This window comes from Parafannyhessea umbonata, from assembly GCF_900105025.1.
In the GTDB taxonomy this organism is placed as follows: domain Bacteria; phylum Actinomycetota; class Coriobacteriia; order Coriobacteriales; family Atopobiaceae; genus Parafannyhessea; species Parafannyhessea umbonata.
In genome coordinates, this window is sequence record NZ_LT629759.1 from 423,070 (window position 1) to 447,990 (window position 24,921).

A 24,921-nucleotide genomic window follows, 5' to 3' on the forward strand; every position below is an offset into this window, starting at 1 on the left:
GGTTCCTCTCGAGGCTCCGTCCTGCCTGCCTCTGAGGCCGGCCAACGAGTGGCGGCCCTCAGATTCTTGCAAAGATGTGTCCATACGCGCCCTCGAGCTCGCCGTGCGCCCCCAGCTGCTAGAATCGACCTCACTTAACAGAACCTGAGGGCATGGTCCAAAGCTCATAGGCCTAGGCAAAAGGATTCCGGTTCAACCCCGGATCAGCGCGAACTATGCTCACACAGTGGCGGCCCGTCGGCGCGATCCAGTCGCGCGCGTCCGTTGCGTCCATTGGCGCACGGGCGAGAAGGACGTGGCCTGCCAGATGGGATGCCTTCCTGGCTTCCAATCCTGCGTGCCCTCACAGTTTCCCATGGGAAGGAGAGGGCAGGATGCGTTTTCCCAGCAAAAAGGGCATTGCCGCGCGTGCGGCAACTGCGGCGCTCGGCTTCGTGCTCGTCCTGAGCCAGGTGCCCACGGCGGCGCTCGCGGAGGCGGCGGGCACCGCGGACGCGCAGGCAGCGGCCGGGCAGCCAGCCGAGGCCACGACGGGTGCAACCGACGCGCCGGTCGAATCGACCAAGGCTTCCACCTCGGAGGAGGCACCGGCACCGCCCGCGAGCGCGCAGTCGCACGCGACGGCGACTGGTTCGTCTGCGTCCTCTGCGGCGACGCCGTCCGCGTCCAAGCCGACTTCCACGACCCCGTCCGCGCCTGCCCCCGCGACCGGCGCCGCGCCCACGTCAGGTGCTCCCGCGGCCGCGCCGACCGCGATGGTCGCCGCGGTGGTGCCGGACGTCGCGCGCATCACGAGCGCCAGCGGGTCGCAGGTCCGCTACGACACCGTCGTCGCCCCGGGGGCCACGCTCACGGCAAACGCCTATACCCCGGAGGAGGACGACTGGGGCGACGAGGACGAGACCCCCGTCGCCGCCTCCGCATACGCGGACTACTCGTATCAGTGGTACCGCGGCACCACCGTGTCGTACGGCACCAAGTTTGATTCCTATGCGCCCATCGCAGGTGCCACGTCGCGCAGCTACGTCGTGACGGATGCGGACGCAGACGCGTTCCTGGCGTGCAAGCTGACCTTCACGCGCACGGACGGCACGCGCGGCGAGCTCTGGAGCGACAGCTCCACCGGCAAGGTGGCGGACGGCCGCGCCACGCTCGACGGCGCCAAGGTCACCGGCACCGCAAAGGAGGGACAGACGCTCTCCGCCTCCGCGTACGTCGCGAGCGACTGGGGTGGCACGCAGCCGGCGGACTCGTCCGCGCCCATCGCGTGGCAGTGGCAGCAGGCAGATGCAAGCGACGGGGCGTTCGCGGACATCGCAGGCGCAACGGAAGCAGCGCTCACCCTCACGGACGCGCTCGTCGGCAGGTTCCTGCGCGTGAGCGCCACGTCGCGCAACAGCGTCACGTCCTCCGCCGTCGGCCCCGTCGTCGCGCGCGGCACGCAGCAGGACGAGGAGCTGCTGGCCCAGGCCGTGCAGGCGCTTGCGTCCGATGGCTTCAGCGGGTATGCCCCGTCGCCCGTCTACGGCACGGACGCCAACGTGAACGACATGGTTCTCGCCCGCCTCGCCACGCTGGGCGAGAAGTACGCGGACGTACGGGTCGCCACCCAGTCCGTCGAGACCACGGCCACGCCCGACCCCAGCCAGCGTGGCGGCATCTCCTGCGACGCGGCAGACAACGGGAAGGTCACGTTCTTCTCGCTCAGTCCCGCGAAGAAGACGGTGTCGACGGCGACATCGGTGCTGCGCCAGGTGAGGCCCACGTTCAGGCTCACGTACGGCACGGCGACCGCATGGTACACGCCTGCGAAGTTCGTGCAGCTCGATTGGGATGCGGAGGCCATGTCCGCAGAGCTCGACGCCGCGGCGGACTCCCTTGCGCCCGCGTACGCGGACGGCGATGCCGCAGACTCCGTCACGCAGGAGTTCGCTCTGCCAAACAAGCTGGGCACCGGCCTGAGCGTAAGCTGGAAGACGTCGGACGAATCCGCGCTCGCGCTTTCCGGCTACTCCTGGGACGAGCAGACAACTGCGACCCCCAACGTCACGTCAGCGGACCAGCGCGTCACGCTCACGGCGACGGTGAGCTTCTCTGGCTCGGACGCGTCGCGCGCAAGCGTCACGCGCAGCTTCGAGGTCACCGTCAAGGGCGACCCCGGCCTCGTGCAGCGCCAGCTCGCGGAGGCGCAGCAGAAGCTGGACGACAACTTCACCTACAAGAACCTGGGCTACGTATCCTCGGCGGACGGCGACCTCGACCCCGCCGCCGTCACGGGCGACATCCAGCTGCCCACCACCAGGACGCTGGGCACCAGGCGGCTCGACTTCGACGTCACGGTCAGCTACTCGTCTTCCAACCAGACGCTGCAGATAAACGGATACCGCGCGAACGTGCTGCGTCCCGTCGAGGGCGCAAGCGACGCCACCGTGGAAGTCACGTGCAAGATCGCGCTCAAGGACGACCCGACCAAGTACGTGACGAAGTCCCTCTCGCTCGCCGTGAAGCCGCTGGCATCCGGCGACGTCGACGCGGAGCTCGCGCTTTTGCACCGCGTGCGCGACCAGTTTGGCGCGCGCCTGCTCGACGGGCAGGACGCGGGTGCCGTCACGCGGAACCTCAGGCCGTTCATGGAGGCCTACCAGGACGCCTCGGGCACGCTGGGCTGGGCGGAAAGCGTCACGGACGCGGATGCCGCGCACGGCATCGTCGCGGCGGAGCTTCCGGGGTACGACTCCATGGGCCCCAGCGACCAGGGTCGCACGTTCGCCTCGAGCGAGCCTACCGTCGTCAGAAACCAGACGCTGCGTGTGACGCGCCCGCAGTACAACACGCGCGTGCAGATAACCGCAAACCTCGCGAGCGAGAAGTACGGGGCGTACTACGCGCGCTACAAGGACGACGCGGGAGTCTCTGCGGAGCTGAAGGCGAAGCTTTCGGAGCTCGCCGGCACGCAGGCAATCGCAAGCATCACCGTGAGCGGCACCACAGGGAAGGACGTGCCGTACGTGCAGGCAACCGCAACCGTGATCGGCGTGGACGCGTTTGGTAAGACGGAGACGTGGGCCACGTCCACGCAGAGGCTGGACTCTGGCTCCACCGCGTGGGACCTCACGCGCAAGACGCTTGCCGCGCGCGGCATCACCTACGTTGCGCAGGATACCGACTATGGCACGTACCTGCAGACCGTCACGTCGCCCACCACGGGCGCGGCGCTTGGCTACGATGCCGGCACCGGGCGCTACTGGCAGCTGTTCGTGAACGGCAAGCCGTCTGACGCCATGGCAGACGCCGTAAAGGTTTCCGACGGCGACAGCGTGGTGTGGTACTACTCCGCATACGGCGACCAGCTTCCCGCAAGCGACGCCGCAAACGTCACGGCCTCCGTCAAGGTGGTCGGCCCCAACGCCTTTGGCGAGAGCGCGAGCTGGGTGGGCCAGAGCGAGGCGAGCGTGCCCGCCGGCACCACGGCCGCGCAGCTCACGAAGGCGGTGCTTGAGCGCAACGGCATGACTTGCGACGACATGGTCGGGACCATCAGCGCGGCCACGGGCGTGCTTCCCAACGGGAAGGCGTCCCTGGGATACGCGCAGGACGCGGCCGGCAACTGGAGCTGGTGGCAGTTCTACGTAAACGGCAAGCTCGCCAGCGACTACGCCGCCCAGTACGTGGTGCAGCCAGGTGACAGGATCGAGTGGTTCTTTGGCAGCTACGGAGAAGAGCCTCCCACGCAGGACGTGACCGTCACGCCGGACGCGCCGCGTCCCGACTTCGCGGCGGAGTGGGGCGCGTACAAGGGGGCGGACGGCACGGGCACGTCCACGGCCGACACCCCCACGAGCGGCTCCTCGCTTGCATGGGCCTGCGACCTGGGCACGGCCGGCCAGACGTTCATGAGCGACCCCATCCTCGTGAACGGCCAGGTGTACATCGCCGTTCGCAACAAGCTGCAGGTGCGCGACGCCAAGACCGGCAAGATCGTGCAGCAGGCGGACCTCGCGGACCGCGTCGAGTCCACGTGCCGCATCGCGTATGCAAACGGCGTCGTGGTGGTGCCGCTGCGCGGCGGCCGCGTGCAGGCGCTCACGGCAGACAAGCTCAAGACCGTGTGGCTGACGGACGCGCTGCCCGCGCTAGGCGGTGCGGCGCAGCAGCCAATATCGACCCCGCTGGTGCGTGACGGCTACGTCTACCTGGGAACCTCTGCCGCCGGCTTCGACGGATCGTCACTTGGCGGCACGCTTCTGGCCCTCAACCTCAAGGACGGCTCCGTCCGCTGGCAGCAACAGAAGACCGGCTCCGGCTACTACTGGGCAGGCGCCGCGCAGACGGTCGCGGGCATACTGGTGGCAGACGATGGCGGAAATCTGACGCTGCACGACGCGTCCACGGGCAAGGCAACTGCGACCTTCTCGCTTGGCGCGCCCTCCCGCGCGGGAATCGTCGCGGCCGCGGGCGGCACCGTTGCGTACGCGGTCACGACGGACGGCGTGCTGCACCGCATCGCCATCGCGGCGGACGGCTCGCTCAGCCAGACGGGCACCGCGAAGTTCGACAACGCGAGCACGTCCACGCCCACGCTCTCCAACGGCAAGATCTATGTGGGCGGCGCGGACCGTCGCGTCGCCGGCACGGGCAGCATCAGCGTGATTGACGCGCAGACGCTCAAGGTGGAGTGCCACGCCACCACCACGTCCGCCGCGAAGGACAACGCCATCCCCGGCGACGTGAAGAGCGCACCGCTTGTGGTGACGAGACCGGACGGCACGTACGTGTACTTCACGAGCAACGGACGGCCGGGCGGCGTCTTCATGTACAAGGTGGGGCAGAGCCACGTGACCCTGCTGTACGTGCCCGACCAGGCGCAGTGGCAGTACAACATGGCGAGCGTCGTGGCGGCAGCCGACGGCAGCCTGTACTTCGTGAACGACTCCGGCTACCTGTTCAAGCTTGCCGGCGCGGGCGCGACGGACGCGCTCCCCAGCCAGGAGATCCCGGGGCAGTCCGGCGCGACGGACCCCGGCAAGGACTCCGGTAAAGACAGCGGCAAGAATTCTGGCAAGAACGAAGGCTCGCGGGGCGAGAAGGACAAGGGCACTGGGTCCGCGCACGCCGCGGGTACCGGCAACGCCGCCGCGAGCGGTAGGGGTGGTAACGGCAGCGCCGGAGCGAAGTCGGGCTCGGCAAAGCCTGGCTCGACGAAGGTCGTGCGTGGCGCGGCGTCGCTCGCGAGCGCGAAGGAGTCCGGTACCGCCGCGACGTCCGGACCGCTGGCGCTTCTGGACGGCGTCGCGTCCGACGTGCTTGGCATACAGGTGCAAGACGGCGCGTCCGAAGGCGCCTCCGAGGGGACGGCGTCCACTGGCGACGCGGCGGCAGACGCCTCGGCAAAGGCAACTGCAAGCAAGGCGGCTGCGGCCGCATCGCGCGGACGCAGCCTGCCCATCTGGCCGGTCATTGGCATGGCGCTGGGCGCCGTGGTCCTGATCATGGCGCTGCTGCGCAGGGGCAAGCGTGACGAACGGGAGACGAAGTAATGGCAGACAAGCAGGAAAACCTCGACTTCAAGTCCGCGAGCACCGCCTCTGGCGCCGGTGCGCAGGCAGCTGGTGGCGGCGCCGCGCCAAACGGTGGCGGTGCTGGCCGTGGCGGCATGCGCGCCGCCCGCGTAGCCGCCGCGGTGCTGGCCGTGGCGCTTATCGCGTTCTGCGCGTGGTCGATGAGCGAGTACGTGCAGGGGAGGGACCCCCTCGCGTTTGCGACGGGCTCGACGGCCAGCACGGGTGCCTCCGCGCAGCGCAAGGCATCCGCAAGCGCGGCGAGTGCGAAGAAGTTCTCCGGCGCCGGCACAAAGACGGCTGCCATCGACGAGGCCGCCGTGAAGTCCGAGCTCAAGCGGCTCCGCCTTGGCAAGGAGGACCTTGCCGTCACGGGTGACGTGCGCGTGGTCGTGACGGAGCACGGCGTATGGGTGGAGCACGCGGCGGACCAGAAGGCAGAAAGCCTCGTGCAAGACGCGGCGCGGCGCACGCTCGCGCTTGCGCGGTGGGTCGCGGGCCGCAAGGCAGATGCGACCGTCACGTGGATAGAGGAGGATGCGTCGGGCATCGTGCGCATGAGCGTGGCTCTGCCTTCCGCATCCGCGGCCAAGGTAAAGGGCGCTGACGTTGCGCACATCCTTTCTGCTGCAAGCGGATATGCCATAGACCCCAAGTTGTATGCGCAGCTGGGAAAGCAGTCCTTCTCGGCCGAGGGCGGAAAGGCGCCCACGTTGCCAAGCGGTAGCACGCTTGCGGTTGGTACGGCGGCAACGACGGGCGCACATGACGGCTCGAGTGCGGACGGATTAGCAAACGGCTCTTCAAGCGGCGAAAATGCAAATGCCTCGACCGGATCTGGCCGGGCGGCGGGTGGCGCCTCGGGCGAGAAGGGCGCGGCGTCCGGATCTGCGGCCACATCCGGCTCCGGCTCTGGCTCCGGCGGCAAGGGCACGGCTGCCATGACGGTTTCCGTATCGATAAACGGGGCCGGTTATAGGGTGAGCCTGCGCTCGGGCGCCACGGCGTACGATGCGCTTCTGGCCACGGGCGCCTCCGTGGAGAGCGGCGCGTACGCCGGCGGCGGCACGTGGGTGACCGCGATCAACGGCCTGGGGCAGGACGCGTCGCACGGGTGGACGTATTCCGTGAACGGCTCGATGCCCGGCATGATGAGCGACCTGTATGCCGTGCACGACGGCGACTCCGTCGTGTGGAGCTACGTCACGTCGGGGCAGTAGCGTGGGGCGAACGCAAGACAAGTGCAAGAGGCGTGCCGTCGCACGTGACGCCGGGGCGCGTCCCGCGGACGAGCCCCGCGCGGACGTGGCGTTTGGGCAGAGCCATCCCGTGGTGGCGGCCGTGTACTTCGCGGCCGTCATCGGCATCGGAACGCTCGTGACGCAGCCCGTGTTCGTGGCCATCTCCGTCGCGGGGGCGCTGCTGTTTGGCGCGTGCCTGCAGGGCGCGCTGTCCACGGCGCGGCGCCTGCGCTGGCAGCTGCCCATGGTTGCACTTGTCTGCCTGGCGAACCCGCTCTTCTCGCACTCCGGCGCCACCGTTGTGGCCACGCTTGGCCCCGTCACGGTGCGCCTGGAGGCGCTTGCCTACGGCCTATGCATGGGCGGGTCTTTGGTATGCATGCTGCAATGGGTGTCCAATGCGGCGTGCGTGTTGACGGAGGACCGGTTGCTTGAGCTTTCCGGAAGCCGCCTGCCCGTGGTGAGCACCATGGTGTCCATGGCAATCCAGCTGGTACCGCAGCTGCGACGCCGCTACGGCGTCGTGAGCTCCACGCGGGCGGCATGCACCTGCGCCCGGACGCCCGCGGCCGGGGGGCCTGCCGCTGCGCCCGCGCGCGGCGCGAGCCGCATGGGCTACGTGAATGCCTCGACCGTGCTTATGGCATGGGCGATGGAGGATTCCGTGGAGCGGGCCGATGCCATGCGCGCCCGCGGCTGGGAGGTGGGCGGCCCGCGCTCGCGCTACCGGCTGCAGACGTTGCGCGTGCGTGACGTCGTGCTGGCCACTGCCGTGGGGTCTCTTGCACTTGCCTGCGCGCTGCTTGCGTGGGTGGCGCAGTCTCAGTGGAGCTTCTATCCCACCATGCCGGCGCTCGTGCCGTGGTGGGGCTATGCGCCGTACGCGGCGCTGTCGTTGGGGCCTGCGGTCGTGACCGCGGTCGGGCGCGTTCGCGAGGGGAGCCTGCGATGAGGGTCAAGACGTGCGGGGGAGAAGGGCCGCGGCAAAGGGCCGTGGCACGTGCGGAGGGCCAGGCCGCCGGGCCCGCGGCGGCGCGGCCGGCGCCCGACCGCGCCCAGCAGCCGGCGCTCGAGCTTGAGGACGCGTCCTTCTCGTATGCCGTGCCCGCGGGGGAGCTCGCGGGGCCAGACGTGGTGTCGCACGCGAGCGCGCGCGTGCCGGCCGGTGCGTTTGCGCTGCTGGTGGGCGGCACGGGATCCGGCAAGACTACGCTGCTCAAGCTGTTCAAGCCAGAGATCCGGCCGCAGGGCGCACTTTCGGGCACCGTGCGCGTGCTTGGGCGCGACGTGGCCGCGATGTCCGCGCGCGAGTCCGCGGGGAGCGTGGGCTACGTGTTCCAGAGCCCGGACAGCCAGATCGTGTGCGACAGCGTGTGGCACGAGCTGGCCTTCGGCCTTGAGAACCTGGGCGTCCCGCAGGACCAGATGCGCCGCCGCGTGGCCGAGACCTGCTACTTCTTTGGGATGGAGCCGTGGTTCCACCGGCGCTGCGCGGACCTTTCCGGCGGGCAGCGGCAGCTGCTGGCGCTGGCGTCAGCGCTCGCGATGCGCCCGTCCGTGCTGCTGCTGGACGAGCCCACCTCCATGCTCGACCCCGTGGCCGAGAAGAGCTTCCTTTCGCTTCTGCGCCGCGTAAACCGCGAGCTGGGCTGCACCGTGGTGGTGGCGACCCACGCGCCGCGCGCCATGGTGGACTTTGCGAGCATGGCCTTTTGTATGGAGGGCGGTCGTCCGCGGCAGGTGCCGCTGGACTCCCTGCGAGAAGAGCCGGCGCTCATTGCCGCGGACGGGCCCGCGGGCGCGGCGCCGACGTCCGGCCCGGTGGTGAGCGCGCGTGACGCGTGGGTGCGCTACGGGCGCGACGGCGCGTGGGTGCTGCGCGGTGCGGACCTGCAGATGTCCGCAGGCGAGGTGCGCGCCGTCGTCGGCGGCAACGGCTCCGGCAAGTCCACGCTGCTCATGGCGGTCGCGGGCATGCTCGCCCCGCGGCGCGGCCGCATCGCAAACGCGCTTTCCGGCTCGCAGGCGCTTCTGCCGCAACAGCCAAAGGCGCTGCTCTCTCGCCCGAGCGTGGAGGAGGAGCTTATGGAGTGGGCGCCCACGGCCGGCTACGACCGCGAGCGCATGCTGAGCGTCGCGACGTCGTTTGGCCTGGAAGGCGCCCTCGCGCGGCACCCGTACGACCTCTCCGGCGGCCAGCAGCAGCAGCTGGCGCTCGCGAAGCTCCTGCTCACGCGGCCGCGGCTGCTGCTTCTGGACGAGCCCACCAAGGGGCTGGACCACGCGGCGCGCTCGCTTGTGGCCGCGCACGTGAGGCAGGCGGCCGCGGGCGGCGCGACGGTGCTTCTGTCCACGCACGACGTGGCGTTCGCGCGTGCCGTGGCAGACAGCTGCTCGCTTCTGTTTGACGGGCAGGTGGCGCTTACGCAGCCGGCGGGGCAGTTCTTTCGCGAGTCCTGGGTGTGGCGCGCATGAGCGGGCGGCAACCACGCCGGGGTCGGCGTGCGCGCGTGCTGCGCGCGCTGGAGCCCGTGGCGCTCATCGCGGTTCCGGCCGTGGCCGGACTTTGCGCTTACCTGCAGCTTTCTGCCACCGGAGGCCTCGTTCTTCTCGTCACGCTGCTCTGCCTCGCGCTTTTCTTCGCAAGCTTCGAGGCGTCGCGCCCGGCGCTCAGGCAGATCCTGCCCACGGCGACCCTGGGCGCCGTCGCGGCGGCGGGGCGTATCGTGTTCGCGCCGCTGCCGGACGTCAAGCCGGTCTCGGCCATCGCGATCGTGGCGGGGGCGACCCTGGGACGGCGCAGCGGGTTCTTGGTTGGTGCCATCGCGGCGCTCGTGTCCAACTTCTTTTTTGGGCAGGGCGCGTGGACGCCCATGCAGATGTACGCGTGGGGGCTCGTGGGCTACCTGGCGGGTGTTCTGGCAGACGCGGGTGCGCTTCGCCGCGGCTGGGCGCTGTACACGTACGGCGCCGCGTCCGGCCTGCTGTACGGCCTGCTGCTCAACGGTTGGTACGTGCTGGGATACGTGCGGCCCATCACGTGGCAGACCGTGCTTGCGGCGTTTGCGCTCGCCCTTCCCCTGGACGTGACGCACTCCGTCGCCACGGTCGGCTTCCTTGCGGCCATCTGGCTGCCGTGGCGCCGCGCCATCAGGCGCGTCGTCGCAAAGTATGGCCTGCGCTAGCGGCGCCGGCGCCCGCGCGACGCCCAGCCGTGGCACGCCCCCGCCGTGGCGCGTCATGCCAAGGCTGCTAGAATCTGGTGGAGCACATCGGGGGAGGGCGGCACACGTGGCCAAGCACATGAGCACGAACGACCGGCAGGGCACGCGGCGCGCGCAGGCGCAGGCGCCCGCAAACGGCGAGAAGGACGCGGCGCCAGGCGCGCAGGCCGCGCCGCAGGCGGAGGGCCCGCACGGCGGTGCCGCCTACGGGCAGCGGCCCGTGGAGCGCACGCTCGTGACGCTGCTCGTGGCCGCGGTCGCGTGCGTCGCGATCGTGGCGCTGGGCGAGCTCGGCATCCTGCACTATCCGGAAAAGCCCGAACCCGCGCCCGCAAAGCCGGCCGCGGCAGCCTCTTCCGCCAAGGGCTCGCCCGGCAGAAAGTCGCAGGACTCCGGCACCTCCGCCGCGGACGCGAGCACGTCGGACGCGTCGGACCCCTCATCCTCCGCGGCGGCACCCTCGCCCGTGGTGAGCACCAAGCTCGCGGAAATGTTCGCCAAGGGCGAGGTCAAGTCCATTCGCGTCCTGGGCGACAGCATCACGGCGGGCCTGGGTTGCGACGGCTACGACGCTCCCTCGGATACGGGCACCGTCGTGTATTCTGGCCCCCAGGGCAGCTACCAAGAGAGCGCCACCACCGTCTCAACCTGGGCAAACGACTTCAGGGCGTACGCGGCGCAGCGCGGCGTCACCAACTTCGTGAACGCGGGCATCTCCGGCTTCAAGATGCAGTACCTGGCGGAGGACCCCGCCGCGTGGCTCGGCGACGGCGCGGACGTGATCGTGGTCATGCTCGGCACCAACGACGCGGCGCGTCGCACGTCAGACGAGTTCTGCGCGGACGCGGAGATCGGCCTCAAGGCCGCGGCAGCCAAGTGCAAGCTGCTCATCGTGGTGTCCCCTCCGCAGAACCGCCGCACGGACGCCACGAACAACTTCGACATGCAGCGCGCGGACCAGATCCTCACGTCGCTCTGCAAGATGAAGGGCTACGTGCACGTAAGCTTCCTCGACACGCTCCAGCTCGATTCAGAGGACTTCAACGCCGACGAGCTCCACCCCACGACGGCCGGCTCCCACAAGCTGTGGCAGGCGTTCAAGACGCAGCTCGGCCTGGTGTAGCCCAAACGCGCCTTTCGTGCTTTTTGCACTTTTTGCAGCCTTTGCGAACGTGGCGGCCGGCAGGCGGCGCGTCCCTTGCTCGCGTGGGCGCTATCGAGTATCATCTTTGTGTTTTTGCCAATACCAGAAGGAGTTGTGTATGTCCGGACACTCTAAGTGGGCTACCACTAAGCACAAGAAGGCCGCGATCGACGCGAAGCGTTCCGCGCTCTTCTCCAAGCACTCGCGTAACATCACCGTTGCTGCTCGTACCGGTGGCGACCCCAACCCGGACAACAACGCCTCCCTCGCAGCGGCCGTCGCCCGCGCCCGCATGGTCTCCATGCCGAACGCCAAGATCAAGGCCGCGATCGACAAGGCCTTTGGCTCCGGCGCCGACGCCGCGGTCTACAAGGAGGTCACGTACGAGGGCTACGGTCCCGCCGGCACCGCCTTCTACGTCGAGTGCCTGACGGACAACCTCAACCGCACCGCGGCCGACGTGCGCTCCGCGTTCACGCACGCGGGCGGCAACCTGGGCACCGCGGGCTCCGTCTCGTTCCAGTTCACCCGCAAGGGCTCCATCGCCGTGGAGAAGGTCATCGTCTCTGACGAGAAGAAGGTCGCCGACAAGGAGAACGCCGTCGACGAGGACGAGTTCATGATGGCCGTTGCCGAGGCCGGCGGCGAGGACTACGAGGACGCGGGCGACCAGTGGATCGTCTACACCGCGTACGACAAGATGCAGGACGTCCAGAAGGCGCTCGAGGCCCAGGGCATCGAGTGCAAGGGCTCCGAGCTCACGATGGTGCCGAACACCCCGACCAAGCTCGAGCTCGCTGACGCCAAGAAGGTGCAGCGCCTGATCGACCGCCTGGAGGAGCTGGACGACGTGCAGAACGTCTACACCACCATGGAGGTCTCCGACGAGGTCGCGGCTCAGCTCGACGAGGACTAGCACCAAAAGCCAACAGTGTTGCGCGCGCGGCGGCCCCCGGGTCGCCGCGTTTTGTGAAGGGGGAAGTCCGCGTCGTCGGACGCGCCCCGGCCAGGGAGGCAGCTTGAGGAAGCAGGACATGACGCAGGCACAGGCCGAGAAGATCCTCGACCTGCCGGAGCGCTACACGAAGTCCGATTTGAGGAAGCGCTTCATGAAGCTCGCCCAGCGCTACCACCCGGACAACGCCGCGACGAACGGCATCAGCCCCGAGGTGGCCCAGCGCAAGATGACGCAGGTGAACAAGGCGTACGGCCTGCTAAAGACCCTCTTCGAGGACGATGCCGCCGCGACGGTCCAACGCGACCTCGTGGGCGGCGACCCCGGCCGCTACGGCGTGGGCGTGCACTTTGACCCCATGGGCCAGCACGCGCGCCAGACGGCCGTGGACGACTCGCTGTTTTGGGACGAGCACGGCAACCCCAGGAGCGCGGTGGCCGAGAAGGCCGCAAACGACGCGGTCGACGCGGCGCCAGGGACGCATCGCCTGCGTCGCTTCCTGCTTGGGCCCGTGTTCCTGCGGATGGTCTGCGTGGCCGCGCTCGCCCTTGTGTGGTGGAACGTGTTCCCGTGGGCGGGGGGCCGTGCGGCGGGATTCGACGCGGCGCGCCTCCAGACGCTTGCGGACTGGGTGCCGCTCCTGTGCGCAGCGGTGTATCCCACGTACTTCCTGGCGTACGAGGCGCTGACCGGGCACGTGTCCGGCGTCGTGCGCGAGGCCATAAACGGGGCGGTGTCGCTTGCGACGGGCGTACACGTGGAGGTCCGCAAGAGCGGCACGTACACCTCGGAGCTCACGAGCCTCATCCAGAAGCAGTGGTACGGCCCGCTCATCCTGCCGCTTGCGGCGTGGGTGGCGTCCCTTGGCCTGGCACAGGGCTCCGGCTGGCCGCGCTACGTCCTTCTCGCCCTGGGCGCGCTCATGGCGCTCGACGCCCTGCTCTCGACGTTTGGCATGGGCCTTGCGGACAGCGTCGCGCGCCATGCGGGCGACGCCGCGGAGAAGTGGTACGTGCAGGCGCGCATGTACATGCTGAAGCGCTGCGGCCAGTGGGGAAGCCCCGCTGGCGCGCGTGCGGGCGGGGCGCGGCACGGCAGGGCGTAGCCTGCGGCGCGCGCGGGCGCCGTTTCGCCCTACGTACCCCATCTGCGCCGTTCTGGGGATATCATCGAGTTTCCGGGCGGCTCTTCTGCTGTAATATCATCGGTTACCGAAATACGGAGTTTGACTATCGCCGCCGCGGCGCCGTCAGCCGCGCGGACATGGAGGATCGAATGCTAGAGGACGCCAGCTCGAAGGTCTCCGTCATCGTCCCGATCTACAACGCGGGCAAGTTCCTGAGGCAGTGTCTGGACAGCATCTGCAACCAGACCCACCGCGAGCTCGAGATCATCCTGATCGACGACGGCTGCACGGACGGGTCGCCCGCCGTGATCGACGAGTACGCCGCCCGCGACCCTCGCGTGAGGGCCGTGCACAAGGAGAACGGCGGGTATGGCGCAGGCTGCAACCGCGGCCTCCAGATGGCCACGGGCAGGTGGGTCTCCATCGTCGAGCCGGACGACTACCTCGACCTGACGATGTACCAGGACATGCTGGACTTCGCCGCCACGTTCGAGGACCAGATAGACATCGTGAAGTGCCCGTGGACCGAGGTCGCGCGCTGGGATGACCCCGCGCGCACCAGCGCGCGCCCCTGCCAGCTCGCCTCGAGGATGGTCACGTGCGAGAAGCCGTTCACGATATCCGATCGTCCGATGCTCATCGCGACGCATCCCTCCATCTGGTCCGCCATCTATCGCACGGACTTCATCAACGAGAAGGGCATCCGCTTCATCGAGTACCCCGGTGCGGGCTGGGCGGACAACCCCTTCCTGATCGAGACCATGTGCCAGGCGTCGTCCGTCGTCTACCTGAACGAGTGCTACTACAACTATCGCATCGACCTTCCGGGCAGCACGCGCAACCACAAGACGCCCGACCTCGTAACCAGGCCGTTCGACCGCTGGGTCACCATGCTCGACGTGATCAGGCGCCTGGGCATCACCGACCCCAAGGTACTCGCGGCGCACTACGACCGCGGCTTTACGTACGCGTACGGCGCCGAGTACGACGACGGCAAGGACAACCCGCTGGTCGTGGAGGGCGAGAAGCGTATCTTCGGCATGATGGACCCCGCCATAGTGGAGCGCATGTGCGAGCTTCCGCTCAACAGGCTCCGGCGCTACTGCGAGCTCACGGGTAGGCCCATGCCGGCGCACGCCGGGCTCGCCCGCGGCGCGTACCTGCTGGGCAGCACCAAGTCCACCGTGGATGCCTTCGGCCTTGGTAAGGTCGTCTCCATGGTCGCCCGTCACGGCCTCATCACGGTGACGGACAAGATCAAGCGCTAACGTATCTGTCCCTCGAGGCGTCCCGGCAGGCCTGGAGTTGCCTCTTCGCCTAGGAGTTCGATCCCTGACATGGAGCTCTTCTCGCTCGCCTTTGTGATCTTCGTCGTGCTGGCCCTTGCTGCGTACTACGCGGTCGGGGCCATGCTCGGCAAGGGGCAGTGGGTCGTCCTGCTCGTGGCGAGCCTCGCGTTCTACTGCATCGCCGGGGGCGTGCAGGCACTGGGCTTCGTCCTGTTCGCATCCCTCGTGACGTGGGTGGCCGCGCGCTACCTTGGCGCGTGCGACGCGCGTTGCAAGGTGGCGCGCAAGGCGTGCGCGGACCGCGCGGAAAAGAAGCTCGTAAAGGCACGCTTCCTCAGGCGCAAGCGCGTGGCCCTCGTCGCGGCGCTCGTGCTCTGCCTTCTGGTGCTGGGCTACGCCAAGTACTACAACGTCATCCTGTTCAACTTCGGGTTTGCCAGGAGCCCTCGATCCCTGGGCATCCTGCTTCCGCTGGGGATATCGTTCTTCACGTTCCAGTCGCTTGGCTACCTGATAGACGCGTACAACGGCCGCTTTTCCCCGCAGGAGAACTTCGCGAGGTACCTGCTCTTCGTGAGTTGGTTTCCCCAGCTCATACAAGGCCCCATCAACAAGTACGAGCAGACCGGTCAGGCGCTGCTTCGCAGCCGTCGCATCCAGGACGTAGACTGCAGCCGCGCCGCGTTGAGGCTCGGCTACGGCGTCTTCAAGAAGGTCGCCATCGCGAACCTGCTGTTTCCCACCTACGACTCCATCTTTAGCGGCGTGAACGTACACACGCCCGGCAACGTCATCGTGCTGGGAATCGTCGTCTACTCCGTCTACATGTACGCGGACTTCAGCGGCGGAATCGACATAGTCGAGGGCATTTCGGAGCTCTTCGGCATCCAGATGGCCCAGAACTTCAGGCAGCCGTACTTCAGCGTCTCGCTTTCCGACTTCTGGCGCAGGTGGCACATGTCGCTCGGCGCGTGGATGCGCGACTACCTGTTCTACCCGTTCGCGCTGCTCTCCCCGCTGCAGCGCTTCGGGAAGTGGGCCACAAAGCACCTGGGACGCCATGCCGGCCGCACCCTTCCCGCGTGCATAGCCAACATCGTCGTGTTCCTCTGCGTGGGACTCTGGCACGGGGCGGAGTGGCACTACGTGCTCTGGGGCCTGTACAACGGCGTCATCGTCGCGCTGGCGGACCTCCTTGCCCCCGCGTTCTCGTGGTGCGCGGACAGGCTGCGCATAGACCGCGGCTCCAGGGGCTTCCACGTCTTCGCCGTCGTTCGCACGTTCCTCGTGGTGCAGGTGGGGCGCTACTTCGACTGCATCGCCAACGTGACGGCCCTTGGCATCTGCCTGCGCAACACGCTGTTCAGCTTCAACTCCACGCCCCTTTCCACCGCGCTTGCGGCGCGCGGCATCCAGCGCGTTTCGACGCTGGGCTTTCCCAAGCTGACCATCCTGGCGTGCGTCATCGTGTTCGTCGTGAGCCTTCGCTACGAGATGGGCCACGACGTCCGCGACGACCTCCTTGCGGCCCGCCTGCCGCTGCGGCTTCTCGTCTACGGCGCGTGCCTTGCCATCGTCACCCTCGCGCTCCCCATGACCGTCACGAACGGAGGTGGATTCCTCTATGCGAACTTCTAGGAAGGATGCCCCGACGTCTGCCGCCGATTGTCCCGCGGGCGAGAAGGACGCACGCGTCTCGCCCGCGGCCGAGTCACCGGCGCACGGAAGGCGCCGCCGCCTGCCCGGGTGGGCGGTACTTCTCGGCGTGGTAGCCGTCCTTCTGGGCGTGGACGTCGCGCTCAGCTACATGATGCTCACGTACGGCGCGGAGTCCGAGGCCATCTGGAGCTCGTATTACCAGGCGCGCGACCGGCGTATCGACACGGTGGTCGTCGGCTCCTCCTACGCGGCGCACGCGATCGACCCCGCGGCGCTCGACGCCTCGCTTGGCAGCAGCTCGTGGTCGCTTGCCATGCCCGCGCAGGACCCGCGCGGCTCGTACCAGGCCATCAAGGCCGCGATAGAGGACCACGGCATCCGCCGCGTGGTCTATGGCATCGGCGTCGACACCATGATCGAGGACCCCTGGCCAAACGCCGCCGTAGTGAGCACGCTCGCCAAGATGCAGGGCGAGCCCCTCGGCCGCAAGGTGGAGGACGCGGCCTCGCTTGCAACCGACCCCGGCTTCCTCGCAAATCACAAGTCGCTCGGCGTCATGTTCCCCTGGACCATGGGTACCATCGGGTTCTCGCGCCCGGGCATACGTGCCAACCTCGACAGGCGCGCCTCGGGCAGGGACCCGCTTTCCGCCGCAGAGGGCACGCTCCCCGGGTGGAACTACCGGGGGCAGGGCTACGGCAACGCCGCGCTGGTGCTCGACCCAACCAACGTGGGATCGTACTGGAACCCGCCCGCCAAGACCATGCACCACCTCAAGGTCAACGAGGACGACGTTCTGCGGATGCTCGAGCTCTGCCAACAACACGACGTGGAGTTCGACGTAGTCGTCGTGCCTCAGCCCTCGTTCTTCACGCTCGGCTACGGCGGCATGCTTTGCAAGGAGCGCGCCGCACTCGCGCGCCGCGTCAGGCGCGCCGGCGGCCGCTGGCTAGACTACTCCATGGCGCGGCCCGACCACTACCGTGCCCGCGACGACGAGTGGATGGACTTCGGCCACCTCAACTTTGCCGGCGCCACGCGCTTCTCGCGCGTGCTCGGCAGGGACGTTGCCCGCGTCGAGCGGGGCCCCGCGCGCCGGCAGGGCGAGAAGGACAACGGCCTCGGCTCGTCGTTCTTCCGCTACAGCCAGCTGGACGACATGCTCCATAGCTACGAGGGCCTCTCGGTCGTGACGCTCAGGGCGTCGGTGCTCACGGACGGCCACGTGCGCGCCAAGGCGACGCCGGTCGCCGCTCCGGGCACCAATGTCGAGTACCGCTTCCAGCTCCTGGACGGTTCGGGCGCGGTCCTGTCCCAGACGGGGTACTCCACAAGCCGCAAGGCGGAAATCAGCCTCCCCGGCTACCAGGTATACAAGGTGCGTGTGCTCGCAAGGCAGAAAGGCTCGGCCAAGCCGTTCGAGAGAACGGCGACGGTCGTCCTCAAGAGTGGGGAGTCCAACGAATGACGAACGTTCTCGAATGGCTAGAGGCATCTGCCCTGCGCCTTCCCAACAAGCCTGCCGTGGCAGATCCCGCGGGCGCCATGACCTTTGCGGAGCTCCGTGCCGCGAGCGCCTCCGTTGGCACCTGGCTCGCCAGGCGCATGCGTCCACGCACCGCCGTCGCCCTCTACCTCGAGAAGAGCCCGCTCGCGCTCGCGGGCATGCTCGGAGCGGTGTACGCGGGAGGGTTCTACTCCGTGCTGGACGTCCGCCAGACGCCAACGCGCCTGGCGTCCATATGCCAGAGCCTCCAGCCCGCCTGCATCCTCACGGACCGCGGCAACCTCGAGCGTGCGCACCAGCTGTTCGATGGCCTGGGATACCAGGTCGCACCGCTCGAGGACGTCGCCTTGACCGCCACGGACGAGGACGCCCTTCTCGCCATCCGCGCCCAGTCGACGGACATCGACCCCCTGTACGTCAACTTTACCAGCGGCAGCACGGGCACGCCCAAGGGCGTCGTAGTCGGCCACCGCTCCGTCATTGACTTCATCCCCACGCTCGACCGCACCTTCGGTATAGGGGAGGACGACGTCCTTGCCAACCAGGCGCCGTTCGACTTCGACGTTTCCGTCAAGGACATCTATTCGGGGCTCCTCCAGGGCGCGACGGTCCGCCTCGTCCCGCGTGACTACTTCGTCAACCCCACGCAGCTCATGGACTACCTCTGCGACACCGGCGCCACCACGCTCATCTGGGCGGTCAGCGCCCTCTGCTTCATCTCCATCATGGGCGGGCTCGACTACCGCGTGCCCAAGTCCATCCGGCGCGTCATGTTCTCCGGCGAGGTCATGCCGCCAAAGCAACTGCGCGAGTGGCAGCGCCACCTGCCCGGCGCCCAGTACGTCAACCTCTATGGACCAACGGAGATCACTTGCAACTGCACGTACTTCGTGGTGGACCGCGTGTACAAAAAGGGCGAGGTCATCCCCATGGGCCAGCCGTTTCCCAACGAGAAGGTCTTCCTCCTTGGCCCGGACGATACCTTGGTCAGCGAGGCGGGCGTGGAGGGCGAGGTCTGTGTCAGCGGCACCGCCCTCGGCCTTGGCTACCTCGGCGACCCCGATCGAACGGCCGAGGCGTTCGTGCAGAACCCGTTGAACGATCGCTGGCTCGAGCGAATCTACCGCACGGGGGACCTTGCCACGTACGACGACGCGGGAAACCTCGTCTACGCCTCGCGGAAGGACCACCAGATCAAGCATCTAGGGCAGCGCATCGAGCTTGGCGACATCGAGGCCGCGGCGCAGGCGGTCGAGGGCGTACAGCGTGCTTGCTGCCTCTACGACCATCGCCGCAAGCGCATTCACCTTGTGTACATGGGCGACGTGCCCAAAGAGGAGCTCTTCGGCGCCCTCAAGGTCGCCCTGCCACAATATATGGTCCCCAACAAGGTCCATCAGACGGAGCGGTTGCCCCTCACCAAGAACGGTAAAATCGACCGACGGGCGCTCGAAGAGGCGGTCGGCATCAAGCACTGAGCCCATCTGCCCTAGAATGCTCGTATACGGCATGCCCGCATTGCCATCGACATTCCGTGAAATTAGCTCGCTCATCCATTCGAGAAGAACGGAGACACCATGTCTGATAGCGTTACCAAGTCCGAGGTCATCGACATCCTCAAGGATATCGAGGAGGACGTCGACTACGATAACTGCACTGCGCTCTGGGACGAGCGCCACCTCGACTCCTTCGACGTGCTGCAGATCGTCTCGGCCTTCGACGATGAGTTCGACATCAAGATTCCCGCAAAGGAGATCGTCCCGGAGAACTTCAACAGCGCTCAGGGCCTTACTGACATGGTGAACCGTCTCCTTGCGGAGCAGGACGAGTAACTACCTATAGCTACCTGTGTGACGGGTATTTCCTGATCTAAGTCATCTATCCATCTCTTTGCCTATCTGAATGGTTCCACATGGTTTTCTACTACACATATGCGATAGCTGCACTGGTCCTCGTGATTCCAGGTTATCTCATGCTTCGAAGCATGGGATTTGCCCGAACGTGGTCGATTGCGCTTTCACCGCTCGTGACCGCAAGCATGCTTGCGGTCCTTGGATGCGCGTTCTCCAGCATCGGAGTCTTTTGCAATGCCCCATTGCTTCTTTCGATGTCCTTAGTGATTGATGTCGTGTTGATTCTTGTCATGTGCACTTGGCGCAAGGGCGAGAAATGCTCGAGGGAGCTCGGCCTACCCAGTATCGACTGGAGGATTCTTCTCGCCTACGTTTTCGCGGGCCTACTTCTTGGTTACTATGTCTTCTACCGCAGTATTCCGGGTCCTAATGCTTTATTTCAGGACTGGGACTTTGGACATCACGTCAACGTGACCCGCGCGATTATGGATTCGGGCAGGTTCTCCGTCTTTGGCACCGATGCATATATGACGGCAAAGGACATTGCTATCGCGCCCCTTGGGGTGGGAAAGGGCTTCTATCCGACGGGTATCTACTTCCTTTACGCAATCGTTTGCCAGGTGTCCGGCTCCGCGCTTGCGGTCTGCATCAATGCCGTCAACCTTGCGTTCTGCTGTTCCGTCTTTCCTCTCGGAGTTGCGGCTGTCATCTCACTGCTCTTTCCGGATGATCAAAGGATGCTTTCTGTGGGCGCTGTTGCATCCCTATGTCTCGTGGGGTGTCCGTGGAACTTCCTCGCGTTCGGACCACTCTTTCCAAACCTTGCCGGAATGGCGAGCGTCCCAGTTTACCTTTTGTTTTTCGTTTTCCTCATCTCCCCGCACGTCGAAGACTTTTCCGCCAGGACCGTACTAATACTCCTCTTCTTGCTGGTTACTATCGGAATCGGGTGCCTGCATCCCAACAGCCTGTTCAGCGCTGCGCTAGTTCTGATTCCCTATCTCTTCCATCGCCTCTGGGTGCGCGGAGACATAGAAGCCGGACATTCTCGCTGCCTGTCGGGGCATGTGCTTGCAGTCTGTTTTGCGGTGCTCTGCGGGGTACTGTGGTACGTGGCCTATAGGGTTCTATCCATAGCTTCTCCCGGTTTGACGAACTTTTACTGGGCACCTTTCGCGAGCATGTGGCAAGAAATCATTAACATTCTCACACAGTCGTATCTTGGTGGTTTCCCTGGCTTTGAGCAGACCATGGTGACAAATTTCATTCCCGCATTCTTAGTAATTGTGGGAGCATATACGACCGTGCATGACAGGGACAGAAGATGGCTGTTCTTCTCCTACATCCTTGCCTGTCTCGTCTGCTTTGTCAGTGCTACAACGGACGGGAATTTAAGACATGTGCTCGCGGGCTTCTGGTACACGGATCCGGTACGTCTGGCAGCTACGGCATCTATGGCGGCTATTCCGTTGGCCGTTATTGGTGGAGCGCGGCTCGTCAAATCCGTTGAGGGTCTGGTTTGCAGGAGACGCAATCGCTCAGAGCAGTCAATGGTTGCCTGCGAAGGTTTGATACTTCTCGCAATCGCTATGGTCATCTACATGCCCTCATTCGTTCTACCTGGCTACGCCCCGTTTCCTACGGCATTCGGAGGGTTCCGTCAGGGCGTACACAATCGCTACTATGTGGAGTCGCCGCTTAGCAAGTCTGAAGATGACTTCCTCACGCATGTCAAGGAGATAACGGGCGATTCACTCGTTATCAACAACCCGTGGGATGGTAGTCACATCGCATACGGCCTCGCCGGCATAAGAACCTACTACAGGGAATTTACGGGCTTTGATGGCAATGGAGAGACCCCCGAAAGCAAGCTCATACGGGAGCATCTCGACGAGTATGCTAGTAGGCCTGACGTGCAAGAGGCTGTTAAAAAGCTGAATGCGAAGTACGTATTGCTCCTCGACAAGCCCTCTGAGCGAGGAACCTACATCATGGGAACCAACCCCGACCCGAACCTTTTCAAGGGAATTAGGCGTACCGGTTCTTGGAGTCCCGCGTTTACTGAAATCCTTACTAGTGATGACGGCACTTTGCACTTGTATAAGATTTTACAGTAGGTCTTCCGCCTCTATTGCCTTTGCGAAGGGCGACTTATATGCGCTGATGATTCGTTGGCATATGTACAATTGGCATGACGTCTCATGGAAAGGGTTCAAATTGTTTTCGAACAGCAACGTCGTGGTCTCTGTTCTCGTACCCATCTATAACGTTGAGCGATATCTCGACCAGTGCCTGTCCTCTCTTGTTGCCCAGAGCTTCAAGAATTTCGAGGTCATCTGCATAAATGATGGCTCGAAGGACGGGTCTCGTGACATAATTCAGAGGTATCTCGACTCTGACGAGCGCTTTCGTGTAATCGACAAGGCCAACAGCGGCTATGGCGATTCCATGAACCAAGGGCTCGATGCGGCGCGAGGGAAGTACATCTCCATTCTTGAGTCAGATGACTTCCTTGACCCAGGGGCCTTAGAGTATATGGTCGAATCTGCGGAAGCGAATGGCCTCGACTTCTTCAAGTGCAACTTCTGGTTGTATTGGACCGATCCCCAGGCAGAGTACTCATACCGTAACAATATATATTTCTCGGCAATTAAGCCCGAGATGATTTCACTTGGAGTGCATGCGCCTCGCGTTTGCCCAGAGATTTTCTGGGCAAAGCCATCGATTTGGTCGGCTATCTACCGTCGTGACTTTCTTGAGGGGAACGACATCAGGTTCCTTCCCACTCCCGGTGCCTCGTACCAAGATTCCAGCTTCACCTTCAAGGTGCTCGCGTGTTCGGAGCGAGCAATGTATACGGGAAAAGCGTTCCTCCACTATAGACAAGATAACGAATCTTCCTCTGTAAACTCAAAGGGCAAGGTCTTTTGCACATGTGACGAGCACGCCGAGATACAAAGGTTCCTCCAGGAGGACAGGCCCGACCTTGCTGCCAGCCTCAACCCCATAAGGGCTCACGTGAAGTTCCTCAACTACATGTGGAACTACGATAGGTTGTCGGATAACCTGAAGGGTGAGTTCCTCGGCAGGTTTACACGTGAGATGCGCGATGAGATCGAGACTGGCTGCATCCCGGAAGGCGTTCTCAACGGCAAGTATCTCAAAGACCCCGATCTTGCTCCCTTCCAGTACTTTTCGAAGGAACAAGTACGAGAGGTTCTGGAGGTCGCCTATAATCCAAAGCTCTTTTCTGCCCGAAGGGCATCTCTCAATAGTCCGGATAAGGTTCAGACGCTTAAAAACTACTGGAATGCCGGTGGTGTCAGCTCGGTGGTCGAGTTAGTGAAGAGCAAGGCAAAGGGAGAGCTTTAGCCATGGCCCGGCTTTCCGTAATCGTCCCCGTATACAACGTCGAAGACTATATAGATAGATGTCTCGAGTCGCTCGTATGCCAGTCGCTGAGTGATATAGAGATTCTCTGCGTCAACGATGGTTCTACTGACGAGTCTCCGGCTCATCTGCGTAAGTGGGTGGACCGAGATGAGAGAATACGCGTGGTGAGTAAGCCCAACGGGGGCTTGTCCTCTGCTCGAAACACAGGTATTGCTAAGGCTTCTGCCAAATACGTCTGCTTTGTCGATTCAGACGATCGTTTGTATGCAAATGCTTGCGAAGACATCGTGGGGATGATGGATGAATCGAACGCTGACATCTTGACATTCGGCGCAACTTGCGTTCCGGGGGAAGCAGTCACCAGCTGGCTGTATGACGTATTGAGCCCGCGTAACATTACGTACAATAGCTTTGACCCAGATATCCTTTTTAAGGAGAGCTCGCGCCCCTTCGCGTGGAGGATGGCATGTAGAACGGACTTCCTAAGAAAGAACGATATCCACTTTGATGAGAAAGTTCGTTTCGGTGAAGACCAGGTTTTTTGCTTTGCAGTCTATCCAAGGGCTTCGAAAACCCGATTTAGCTCAAGGAAGCTCTATGAGTATCTTGCGGCTCGCCCTGGTTCTCTCATGGACCGAATGAACGCCGATGTGTATACAAAGATGCTGGAGCATGTCAACATCGTGGACCACATCTTTTCAGACTGGAGCGAGCTCGGAATTCTCGACAGGTACTCGGAGCAGATGATGCGCTGGGCGATTGATTTCTGTCTCTACGAACTCATCAGGGTGCCCCAAGACAAGTTCCTTGAGGTGACCGACAAGCTTGGCGCCGTACTTCGTTCGTATATTCCCCTTGGAGATGCGAGCCGAGTTGAGGATAAGGTCGATCGTGCATATCTGAAGAATCTCCTTCAGCCTGGTGACGCAAATCTTTATCGCCGGAAATGTAGTGCGATTGGGTTCTATGAAAGGCGCTTCCTCAAACGTTTCGTATATCGCTGGGCGCTAACTGATTGGTATCTTAAGTAGACGGAGCATATCAGATTCGATATTTGCGGAGGCAGTACATGAAGGGTATCATCCTTGCAGGTGGAAGCGGCACCCGCCTTTATCCGCTTACCACGGTAACGAGCAAACAGCTTTTGCCCGTTTATGACAAGCCGATGATCTACTATCCGCTCTCGACGCTCATGCTTGCGGGCATCAGGGACATTCTGATTATCAGCACCCCAAAGGACCTGCCTAACTTCGAGCGTCTCCTTGGGGACGGCTCCGATTTCGGCGTGTCGCTCTCGTATGCGGAGCAGCCAGAGCCCAACGGCCTTGCGCAAGCCTTCGTGATCGGTGCCGACTTCGTTGCAGGGGAGGCCTGTGCTCTCGTCCTGGGAGACAACATCTTTTACGGCAACGGCTTCTCTCGTCACCTCCGTCGTGCGGTAGCGGCTGCGGAATCAGGCCGCGCAACGGTCTTTGGCTATCGCGTCGACGATCCGGAGCGTTTCGGAGTCGTCGAGTTCGACAAGGACTACAACGCCATTTCGATCGAGGAGAAACCTGCCCATCCAAAGAGCAACTATGCGGTAACGGGTCTCTACTTCTATGACTCGCGCGTCACGAGGCTTGCGGCCGAGGTTCGGCCCTCCGCACGCGGCGAGTACGAGATTACCGACCTCAATCGCATGTATCTCGAGGATGGCTCGCTCGACGTCATAACCCTCGGCCGTGGGTATGCATGGCTCGACACGGGGACGATGGAATCGCTGTTCGAGGCATCCCAGTTCGTTCGTACGGTGGAGAAGGCGCAGGACCTCCCCGTATCCGTTCCCGAGGAAATTGCCTTCGAGAACGGCTGGATCTCTCGCGACCGCCTGCTCGATTGCGCGGACCGCTACGGTAAGAGCGACTACGGCAAGCACCTGCGCATCGTTGCCGAGGGGAAGATCGTTCCCGGCCGACGCTACGATGACTAG

The 24,921-nt window shown here is 64.7% G+C and carries 17 protein-coding genes; all 17 read left to right on the plus strand.

Annotated features, from left to right (window positions below; genetic code table 11):
• The first annotated feature begins 374 nt into the window (after nt 1–374).
• The 17 genes from BLT96_RS02000 to rfbA all read left to right on the plus strand — a co-directional run bounded on the left by BLT96_RS02000 (nt 375) and on the right by rfbA (nt 24,921).
• Entirely contained in the window at nt 375–5,537 is a 5,163-nt protein-coding gene (locus tag BLT96_RS02000) for a DUF4430 domain-containing protein (protein WP_157692104.1), read from the plus strand.
• Nucleotides 5,537–6,778: a DUF4430 domain-containing protein gene (locus BLT96_RS02005; protein WP_090861393.1), complete on the plus strand. Its 1,242-nt coding sequence runs from the start codon at nt 5,537–5,539 to the stop codon at nt 6,776–6,778. Before BLT96_RS02000 ends, BLT96_RS02005 begins: the two co-directional genes overlap by 1 nt.
• 1 nt (nt 6,779) lies before the next feature.
• On the plus strand, nt 6,780–7,751 hold the full coding sequence (locus BLT96_RS02010) for an energy-coupling factor transporter transmembrane component T family protein (RefSeq protein WP_090861394.1): 972 nt from the start codon (nt 6,780–6,782) through the stop codon (nt 7,749–7,751).
• Entirely contained in the window at nt 7,748–9,274 is a 1,527-nt protein-coding gene (locus tag BLT96_RS02015) for an ABC transporter ATP-binding protein (RefSeq protein WP_090861395.1), read from the plus strand. Before BLT96_RS02010 ends, BLT96_RS02015 begins: the two co-directional genes overlap by 4 nt.
• The gene (locus BLT96_RS02020) at nt 9,271–9,984 is read left to right on the plus strand and encodes an ECF transporter S component family protein (protein WP_090864104.1); all 714 of its coding nucleotides are present in this window, start codon (nt 9,271–9,273) and stop codon (nt 9,982–9,984) included. The genes BLT96_RS02015 and BLT96_RS02020 overlap by 4 nt, the downstream gene beginning before the upstream one ends.
• Nucleotides 9,985–10,090: 106 nt before the next feature.
• Nucleotides 10,091–11,146, plus strand: coding sequence for an SGNH/GDSL hydrolase family protein (locus BLT96_RS02025; RefSeq protein ID WP_245719300.1), 1,056 nt, complete (start codon nt 10,091–10,093; stop codon nt 11,144–11,146).
• A 139-nt stretch (nt 11,147–11,285) separates the two neighbouring features.
• The gene (locus BLT96_RS02030) at nt 11,286–12,083 is read left to right on the plus strand and encodes a YebC/PmpR family DNA-binding transcriptional regulator (protein ID WP_090861396.1); all 798 of its coding nucleotides are present in this window, start codon (nt 11,286–11,288) and stop codon (nt 12,081–12,083) included.
• A 103-nt stretch (nt 12,084–12,186) separates the two neighbouring features.
• Nucleotides 12,187–13,227 carry a J domain-containing protein gene (locus BLT96_RS02035; RefSeq protein ID WP_245719301.1) on the plus strand — a complete coding sequence of 347 codons (1,041 nt, stop codon included), beginning with the start codon at nt 12,187–12,189 and terminating at the stop codon, nt 13,225–13,227.
• Between the two features lie 170 nt (nt 13,228–13,397).
• Nucleotides 13,398–14,516 carry a glycosyltransferase gene (locus tag BLT96_RS02040; protein WP_157692105.1) on the plus strand — a complete coding sequence of 373 codons (1,119 nt, stop codon included), beginning with the start codon at nt 13,398–13,400 and terminating at the stop codon, nt 14,514–14,516.
• Between the two features lie 69 nt (nt 14,517–14,585).
• Nucleotides 14,586–16,175: an MBOAT family O-acyltransferase gene (locus BLT96_RS02045; protein WP_090861399.1), complete on the plus strand. Its 1,590-nt coding sequence runs from the start codon at nt 14,586–14,588 to the stop codon at nt 16,173–16,175.
• Complete coding sequence (locus BLT96_RS02050) at nt 16,162–17,664, plus strand: hypothetical protein (protein ID WP_090861400.1); 1,503 nt, start codon at nt 16,162–16,164, stop codon at nt 17,662–17,664. The genes BLT96_RS02045 and BLT96_RS02050 overlap by 14 nt, the downstream gene beginning before the upstream one ends.
• The gene (locus BLT96_RS02055; RefSeq protein ID WP_090861401.1) at nt 17,661–19,181 is read left to right on the plus strand and encodes an amino acid adenylation domain-containing protein; all 1,521 of its coding nucleotides are present in this window, start codon (nt 17,661–17,663) and stop codon (nt 19,179–19,181) included. The genes BLT96_RS02050 and BLT96_RS02055 overlap by 4 nt, the downstream gene beginning before the upstream one ends.
• 99 nt (nt 19,182–19,280) lie before the next feature.
• Nucleotides 19,281–19,535, plus strand: a complete 255-nt coding sequence (locus BLT96_RS02060; RefSeq protein WP_090861402.1) for an acyl carrier protein — start codon at nt 19,281–19,283, stop codon at nt 19,533–19,535.
• 80 nt (nt 19,536–19,615) lie between these two features.
• Nucleotides 19,616–21,673, plus strand: coding sequence for a DUF6541 family protein (locus tag BLT96_RS10540; protein ID WP_157692106.1), 2,058 nt, complete (start codon nt 19,616–19,618; stop codon nt 21,671–21,673).
• 100 nt (nt 21,674–21,773) lie between these two features.
• Nucleotides 21,774–22,928, plus strand: a complete 1,155-nt coding sequence (locus tag BLT96_RS02065) for a glycosyltransferase (RefSeq protein WP_157692107.1) — start codon at nt 21,774–21,776, stop codon at nt 22,926–22,928.
• 2 nt (nt 22,929–22,930) lie between these two features.
• Nucleotides 22,931–23,980 (plus strand): glycosyltransferase family 2 protein, encoded by a 1,050-nt coding sequence (locus BLT96_RS02070; protein ID WP_090861404.1) that lies wholly within the window; start codon nt 22,931–22,933, stop codon nt 23,978–23,980.
• A gap of 38 nt (nt 23,981–24,018) precedes the next feature.
• The gene (gene rfbA / locus BLT96_RS02075; protein WP_090861405.1) at nt 24,019–24,921 is read left to right on the plus strand and encodes a glucose-1-phosphate thymidylyltransferase RfbA; all 903 of its coding nucleotides are present in this window, start codon (nt 24,019–24,021) and stop codon (nt 24,919–24,921) included.

Bases quoted from the DNA above. Each gene is read 5' to 3' on its own strand.
- BLT96_RS02000 (WP_157692104.1), top strand. From the start codon at position 375: ATGCGTTTTCCCAGCAAAAAGGGCATTGCCGCGCGTGCGGCAACTGCG.
- BLT96_RS02005 (WP_090861393.1), top strand. From the start codon at position 5,537: ATGGCAGACAAGCAGGAAAACCTCGACTTCAAGTCCGCGAGCACCGCC.
- BLT96_RS02015 (WP_090861395.1), top strand. From the start codon at position 7,748: ATGAGGGTCAAGACGTGCGGGGGAGAAGGGCCGCGGCAAAGGGCCGTG.
- BLT96_RS02020 (WP_090864104.1), top strand. From the start codon at position 9,271: ATGAGCGGGCGGCAACCACGCCGGGGTCGGCGTGCGCGCGTGCTGCGC.
- BLT96_RS02030 (WP_090861396.1), top strand. From the start codon at position 11,286: ATGTCCGGACACTCTAAGTGGGCTACCACTAAGCACAAGAAGGCCGCG.
- BLT96_RS02040 (WP_157692105.1), top strand. From the start codon at position 13,398: ATGCTAGAGGACGCCAGCTCGAAGGTCTCCGTCATCGTCCCGATCTAC.
- BLT96_RS02045 (WP_090861399.1), top strand. From the start codon at position 14,586: ATGGAGCTCTTCTCGCTCGCCTTTGTGATCTTCGTCGTGCTGGCCCTT.
- BLT96_RS02050 (WP_090861400.1), top strand. From the start codon at position 16,162: ATGCGAACTTCTAGGAAGGATGCCCCGACGTCTGCCGCCGATTGTCCC.
- BLT96_RS02055 (WP_090861401.1), top strand. From the start codon at position 17,661: ATGACGAACGTTCTCGAATGGCTAGAGGCATCTGCCCTGCGCCTTCCC.
- BLT96_RS02060 (WP_090861402.1), top strand. From the start codon at position 19,281: ATGTCTGATAGCGTTACCAAGTCCGAGGTCATCGACATCCTCAAGGAT.
- BLT96_RS10540 (WP_157692106.1), top strand. From the start codon at position 19,616: ATGGTTTTCTACTACACATATGCGATAGCTGCACTGGTCCTCGTGATT.
- BLT96_RS02070 (WP_090861404.1), top strand. From the start codon at position 22,931: ATGGCCCGGCTTTCCGTAATCGTCCCCGTATACAACGTCGAAGACTAT.
- rfbA (WP_090861405.1), top strand. From the start codon at position 24,019: ATGAAGGGTATCATCCTTGCAGGTGGAAGCGGCACCCGCCTTTATCCG.